At 72.9% G+C, this 6,668-nt stretch carries 5 protein-coding genes; 2 read left to right on the forward strand and 3 right to left on the reverse strand.

What is annotated here, in order from left to right; all coding sequences use genetic code 11:
• Positions 1-237 precede the first annotated feature (237 nt).
• Complete coding sequence (locus HO151_RS00920) at positions 238-972, forward strand: DedA family protein (RefSeq protein ID WP_173894234.1); 735 nt, start codon at positions 238-240, stop codon at positions 970-972.
• A 57-nt stretch (positions 973-1,029) separates the two neighbouring features.
• Here HO151_RS00920 and HO151_RS00925 read toward each other — a convergent pair whose 3' ends face one another.
• The 3 genes from HO151_RS00925 to HO151_RS00935 all read right to left on the reverse strand — a co-directional run bounded on the left by HO151_RS00925 (position 1,030) and on the right by HO151_RS00935 (position 5,779).
• Positions 1,030-1,878: an HAD family hydrolase gene (locus tag HO151_RS00925; protein ID WP_173894230.1), complete on the reverse strand. Its 849-nt coding sequence runs from the start codon at positions 1,876-1,878 to the stop codon at positions 1,030-1,032.
• Positions 1,878-4,547, reverse strand: a complete 2,670-nt coding sequence (locus HO151_RS00930) for a phosphoribosyltransferase (protein WP_173894231.1) — start codon at positions 4,545-4,547, stop codon at positions 1,878-1,880. The genes HO151_RS00925 and HO151_RS00930 overlap by 1 nt, the downstream gene beginning before the upstream one ends.
• A 65-nt stretch (positions 4,548-4,612) precedes the next feature.
• Positions 4,613-5,779: an HpcH/HpaI aldolase/citrate lyase family protein gene (locus HO151_RS00935; RefSeq protein WP_173894232.1), complete on the reverse strand. Its 1,167-nt coding sequence runs from the start codon at positions 5,777-5,779 to the stop codon at positions 4,613-4,615.
• Between the two features lie 244 nt (positions 5,780-6,023).
• Between HO151_RS00935 and HO151_RS00940 the strand changes: the two genes are divergently transcribed.
• Positions 6,024-6,668: TerD family protein (locus tag HO151_RS00940; RefSeq protein ID WP_173894233.1), on the forward strand; the 645-nt coding region annotated here is incomplete at its 3' end.

The raw sequence follows: 6,668 nt of genomic DNA on the forward strand, positions 1-6,668 counted from the left end.
TGCGGCGGGGGCTGCTGCGGCTGACGCCCGCGCCGTATCCGCTCCGACGGCGCGTCCGCCACCGCGTTCGCGCCGTGTCCGCCCCGGCGCCGCGTCGCCTTCGCGCCACGCCCGTACCCCGGTCGGGGAGCGTCACGCTCCCCGGTTCCGGTCTGCGCTTCAGTCTGGCTTCAGGTTCGGTTCTCTAGCGTCGGGTGTGTGACCGACAGCAGCGCACCCCAGTGGATCAACGGCCTCATGGACACGCTCGGCGCTCCGGGCGCGGGCCTCGCCATTGCCCTGGAGAACCTCTTCCCGCCCCTGCCGAGCGAGGTGATCCTGCCGCTCGCGGGGTTCGCGGCGAGCACCGGGCAGATGAACCTGTACGCCGCGCTGCTGTGGACGACGGCCGGCTCCGTCATCGGCGCCCTCGCCCTGTACGGCGTGGGGGCGCTGCTCGGCCGCGACCGTACGGTGGCCATCGCGGAACGTCTGCCGCTGGTCAAGGTGTCGGACATCGAGAAGACCGAGGCGTGGTTCTCCCGGCACGGCACCAAGGCCGTGTTCTTCGGGCGGATGATCCCGATCTTCCGCAGTCTGATCTCGGTACCGGCGGGCGTCGAACGGATGCCGCTGCCCGTCTTCCTCGGTCTGACCACGCTCGGCAGCGCGATCTGGAACACCGTCTTCGTCCTCGCCGGCTATCTGCTCGGCGACAACTGGACCGTCGTCACCGGCTATGTGACGACCTACTCGAAGGTGGTCCTGGGCGCCGCGGCCCTCGCGGTGCTGGTCTTCGTGGGCCTGCGGCTGTCCAGGCGGGGGCGCGGGAGCCGGCGGCGCGGAGGAAAGCCCGGCACCCGCGGGACGGCCGGGGAGACCGGGACGACCAAAACGACCGGGACGACCGGGAGGGCCACGGTGAGCGAGGCGCCGGAGCCCACCGGTGCCGGCCGCAGCGGTGGCGGCGACCGGCGTACTCGCCGCGGCTGATCCGGCCGGTCTCACGTCTCGCTGCCCCGGCCTCCCCACACCCTGCGCGGCGCGCGGCTACCGGGCCTCGCTCAGGAACTCCCGCAGGATCCGCTCCCCCGCGACCACACCCCGCTCGGGGAGCGGCGTGATCCCCCGCGCCGTCCACCCCGCCTCGGCCAGTTCGCCGTGGCCGGGACGCCAGCCCCGGTCCGCGGCCAGCAGCAGGTCGGCGTCGAGGAGGGAGTCGCCGGCCGCGAGCGTGCGGGGCGCCCCCGTACGGCGGGCGACCTCCTTCATGGCGGCGCTCTTGGTGAGCGGCTTCGGCACGGCGTAGATCTTGCGCCCCTGCACGGAGACGGTCCAGCCGCGCTCCTCCGCCCATCCGGCCAGTTCCTTGGCCCACTCCGCGGGGAGGAGTTCGCGCTCCACGACGAAGTACACGAACAGGTCCTCGGCGACCCGTTGCTTGAGCGCCCAGGCCGGGTCCGCGGCGGCCGCCATGTGGGCGCGCACCTCGTCCAGCGGGGCGCACTCCCGCGCCAGGCGCTCGGTCACCCGGGCGTGCCACTCGGGGTCCGAGACGCCGTCGACGAGGAGGTGCCCGCCGTTGGCGCAGATCGCGTACTTCGACGCGGGTCCCGGCAGCCGGATGCGGTGGTACTGCTCGCGGGTCCGGGTCGTGGTGGGGACGAAGTCCGCCGCCCCGCCCAGTTCGGCGAGCAGCCCGGCCGCGGTCTCGGTCAGGTACGACAGCGGCCTGCCCCCGTACACCTCGACGCAGAGCAGCCGGGGCGCCTCGGCGTCGGGCGTGGTCAGCGCGAGCGCGTTGGCCGAGTAGATGAGCGTCCGGTCGAGGTCACTGGCGACGAGCACACGAGGGCCCGCGGAGGAGGAGGAATCCGGGCGAGGAGCGGGGTTCGGCATCAGACCGCCACCGCCCTGCCGTCGGCGCCGGTCGCGCCGCGCGTGTACTTGGGGTGGATCAGCCCGACACAGGTGTACGGGAGATCCGCCACCTCCTCGACCGGTACGCCGCGCTGTTCGGCGAGCAGGCGTACGTGGTCGAGGTCGGCGCCCGCCCCGGCGCGGGCGAGGATCTTCCAGGGGACCCGGCGCAGCAGCACCCGGGTCGCCTCCCCGACGCCCGGCTTGACGAGGTTCACGTCGTGGATGCCGTACTCCTCGCTGATCCGCTCGACCGCCGCCCAGCCCTCCCAGGTCGGCGTGCGGTCGGTGGAGAGCAGTTCCTTGACCCGGTCGTCCACCGCGTCGTCCACCTCCGCGAAGCGGGCCGAGACCGCGTCCAGGAAGTCGGTGGAGACGTCCGCGCCGGCGAGTTCACGGTAGAACTTCGCCCCGTGGTAGTCGTGCTCCCCGACCAGGTCGGCGCGGAGCACCGTACGGGAGATGAGCCCGGAGACCGTGGAGTTGAGGCAGGCGGACGGGATGAGGAAGTCCTCCCGGGTGCCGTACGTGCGCACGCAGGAGCCGGGGTCGGCCAGGACGGCGATCTCCGGGTCGAAGCCGCGGATGCCGTCGGACGCCTCGAACTCCTGGATGGCCTGGGCGAGTTCGCGGGTGATGGCGCCCTTGCCGGTCCAGCCGTCGACGAAGACGACGTCGGCCGGGTCGTGGTGGGCGGCCAGCCAGCGCAGCGCGTTGGCGTCGATGCCGCGGCCGCGCACGATGGAGACGGCGTAGTGCGGCAGGTCGGCGCCGTGGCGGTGCCGGGCCCAGCGGCGCATCAGGACGCCGACGGGGGTGCCGGCGCGGGCCAGGGAGACGAGCACGGGACGCGGTGAGCGCTCCGCCAGCACGGTCTCGGTGACCGCGCCGACGGCCAGGGCGATGCGGGCGGCCGAGGTGGCGAGCGCGTCGCGGAACAGCTCCTGGTACTGCGGGGTCGGCTGGTACTCCACCGGCAGCGACTCGGCGTAGTGGGCGCCGCCGCTCTGGATGGCCTCCTCGCGCTCCTCGGTCGGTGCCTCCAGCCGGGTGTCCGAGAGGTCCTGCAGCAGCCAGCCGACCTCGTCCGGCGCGTACGAGGAGAAGTCGGGGCCACGGAGGGGCTCGGGCAGCATCGAGTGCCTTTCAGCGGGTACGGGGGCGGGGACGGACGCCGGGACGGGGACGTACGACGGGACGACGGCCAGCAGTACGGTCCCCGTGTGGGCGGCGAGCTGGGCCAGCAGGCCGTCGGGCGCGTGCAGTTCGGGGGTGTCGGCGGCCGAGTCGACCACGGCGACGACGGCGTCGAAGCCGGCGCCGGCGACGTTGTAGGCGTACCGCTCGCCGGGGCCGTCGGCCGGGTCGTCGTGGGTGGGGAAGACGAGCCGGGAGCGGATCGCGTAGCCGGGGTCGTCGACGGCCAGCACCGGGGAGCGGGTGGTCGTGGAGTAGCGCACCTCGGCGTCGGTCGTCTTCTCCAGCGCGACGGCGAGCCGCAGCGGCGCGTACATCAGTTCCTCGAAGCCGAGGACGAGCACGCGGCCGCGGCGGGCGCCGGGCGGGAGCGCCTCGGCTATCCGGGCCGTCATGGCGGGCAGGGCGGCTTCCAGGCGGACGCGGTGCCCGGGTGTGAAGCCGTGCCGTCCGCCGTCGGGCAGGCCCCGCGGCCAGCCGAGGTCCACCCGGACGACGGCACCGGGCCCCGGACACGGCGCGGGAGCCACGGCCGCGCTCCCGTGCCCGTTCCCGTGCACGCCCTCGTATGCGCTCTCGTGTGCGTTCTCGTGCGCGGCGACCAGCGCCTGCCCCTTCTCCAGTACGCCCTCGGGCAGCCGTACCGTGCCGGAGGCGGCCGTCACCAGGTCCACGGTCGCGTCGATCTCGCGGGCGAGGCCGGCCAGGCGGTCGAGGTCCGCGGCCGAGCGCATGTCGACCAGGGCCACGATGACGTAGCGGTCGCGCGGATAGCGTGCGTGCAGGTCACGGATGGTGTTGAGGACCGTGTTGCCGGTGGAGAACTCGTCGTCGACCAGGACGAGCGGGCCGCCGCCGGCGAGCAGGTCCGGGTCCTCCGGGAGCAGCAGGTGCGAGGTGGCGTGCGAGTGGGACTCCTCGAAGCCGCCCGCCGGTGCGACGCCCTCGACCGGGCGCCGGGTCGAGTGGAGACAGGGGGCGAGGCCCACGCCGTCCGCGACCGAGTGGCCGAGCCCGGTGGCCGTCTCGGCGTACCCGAGGACGACGGCCCGGCGGGCCTCGTCCTCGCCGAGCAGGTCGCGCACGCGCAGGCCGAGCGCGAACCCGTACCCGTGGACGACGGCGGGCGACTGCGGTACGTGCTTGCCCAGCACGTTCGACACGAGCAGGTGCGCCCGCTTGGGGTTGCGCCGCAGCGCGAGCCCCAGCAGCTCTCCGAGCCCTTCGTCCCCGCTGAGCTCGATGCCGAGCCGTCCGGCGACCCAGCTCCCGGACCAGACCCCGTCCGAGGACCCCTGGCGCGGGGACCCTTCGCGCGGGGGCCCCTCGCCCGTCGCGGGGGAATCCTCGCCGGAGCCGGAGGGGACGCCGGGCCCGGTGCCCGGCCCGGTGCCGGGGCGGAAGCCCGTCGCGGACCAGACGCCGGATCCGTCGTTCACAGCCTTGTTCATGGATTCCTTGTGTGTCAGCCGGAGGTGGGTGTCAGCCGAGGAAGTGTGTCAGCCCGGGGGACGCCTCAGTCGGGGAGCCCGGCGGCGAGCAGTTCCACGAAGCCGATGTCCTCGTTGGCGACACCGAAGACCTCGGCACGCTGGAGCGTGCGCTCCGCCCAGGCGCGGTGCGGCTTCACCTCGTTCATCTTGTTCGTGTACGCGGACCGCAGCACGCCCCCGCCGTCCCGCTCGGGCCGCAGGATGTCCTGGGCGTCGCTGAACTCCTCGTGGCTGACGACGGACAGCGCGTGCACGGGCAGCACGTGCGAGGGGTGGATGCAGGTCTTGCCCTGCAGTCCGTTGGCCCGGTCGAGGGAGATCTCCCTCAGCAGGCCGTCCATGTCGTGCTCGATCAGGGTGGCGCGCAGGTCCTCGGCCTCCGGGGTGAAGGGGCTGCGGCGCAGCTGGGGCTTGAACATGCGCTCCTGGACACGGAAGTACTCCCACACGGGCCCGGTCACCGTGAAGCCGGTGCCGTCGGCCCGCCCCAGGACGTTCACCACGTCCGCTATCACGGAGGCGACTATCTGCACGTCGTACGCGGTCATGTCGGGCGCCCTGCGCAGCCCGTACGCCGAGCAGAAGTCGGTGACCCCGAGCCGCAGGGCGAGCACCCGGTCGCGGTACTTGTCGACGGCCCGGAAGATCCCCGCGAGGGTCTCGACCCGCGACTCGCGGTACAGCAGCTCGGGCGACTCCAGGACCGGCATGGCGAAAAGCCGTCGCGCGCTGATGATCTCGGCGTCGGCGAGCGCCTCCAGGAAGGGGATCCCGCGCTCCTCGGTGAACTTCGGCAGTACGAATCCGGACAGGAGCCGTACGGAGGCACCGAGCCGGTGGACGAGGTCGGGGATCTGCCCGGCCGTCCTGACCCGGACGAAGAGCAGCGGCAGCTCGCCGACCGTGCAGCGTTCTGCCAGGTCAGCGAATTGCCGGACGAGGTTCTCCTCCGCTTCGGCGACGTCCGCGTCCGCGATCGAGTCCTCCAGGCACAGGACCATCGAGACGACACCGCGACCGGCCTGCTTCAGGATGTCGTCGGCCAGCTTCTCCCTGGTCGCAGGGGAGTAGAGGGTGGCTCCCAGAGCGCTGGCGAGCAGGCGGGACGAGGAGTCCGCGGTGAAGTCGCACGGCTCCTGGAAGAAGAGACGCTCCCGCACCTCAGGGGCGATATGACCGAAATGACGCATTAATCTCCCCTGGAGCGGCTGGACGACCTGACGATATGTGGCCGGTAATGGTACGTAGAGATCCGTGTCAAGGGTTCCCATGAGGCATGAAGTTCAGGTAACGCAGACAAACACCATTGTGCCCGCCCATTCGCACAACAAGCCGAAAGGGAGCACACCCCGGACCGCACCGGGACCGCGCCGGGGCCGTGCCCGGACCGCCCCCGCATTGTCGTGACCAGGACCGAGGGGGCAGGATGACCGCATGACGCACGCCATGCTGAAGGGGTCGAACGTCCCGCTGGACGCCACGGCGGTGCGCGCCGTGCTGCGCTGGACACCGGGGCGGGGCCTCCCGGACGTGGACGCCTCCGCGCTCCTCCTGGGTCCCGACGGCCGGGTGCGGTCCGACGAGGACTTCGTCTTCTACAACCAGCCCCGGCATCCGTCCGGCCATGTCTGGCGGCTCGGCAAGAAGCGTGTGAACGAAGGTCTCGCCGAGGGGCTCACCGACACGATCCAGGCGGACCTGGCGGGCGTCGACGACAGCGTGGGGCGGATCCTCCTCGTCGCCTCCGCCGACGACGTCACCTTCGACCGGGTGCAGGCGCTGCGCATCCTCGTCTTCGACGCCGCGGCCGGGGACGCGGACCCCCTGGCCTACTTCGACATCAGGCCGGAGACCGGCGAGGAGACCGCGCTGATCTGCGGGGAGCTGTACCGGCGCGGTGAGGGCTGGAAGTTCCGCGCGCTCGGCGAGGGCTACTCGAACGGCCTGCAGGGGCTCGCGTCCGACTTCGGCATCTCGGTGGACGAGTCCGAGGAGGGCTCGGCGGACCCGGGGTCCGCCGGGCGGGCCGGTGCGCAGCCGCTGCCGCCCGAGGCGCCCACGCAGGTGCCCCGGCAGCCG

Source organism: Streptomyces sp. 8P21H-1, assembly GCF_013302945.1.

What these genes read in the sequence shown, in the direction of transcription:
- HO151_RS00935 (WP_173894232.1), bottom strand. Translation starts at nt 5,779, where the DNA reads ATGCGTCATTTCGGTCATATCGCCCCTGAGGTGCGGGAGCGTCTCTTC.
- HO151_RS00930 (WP_173894231.1), bottom strand. Translation starts at nt 4,547, where the DNA reads ATGAACAAGGCTGTGAACGACGGATCCGGCGTCTGGTCCGCGACGGGC.
- HO151_RS00925 (WP_173894230.1), bottom strand. Translation starts at nt 1,878, where the DNA reads ATGCCGAACCCCGCTCCTCGCCCGGATTCCTCCTCCTCCGCGGGCCCT.
- HO151_RS00920 (WP_173894234.1), top strand. Translation starts at nt 238, where the DNA reads ATGGACACGCTCGGCGCTCCGGGCGCGGGCCTCGCCATTGCCCTGGAG.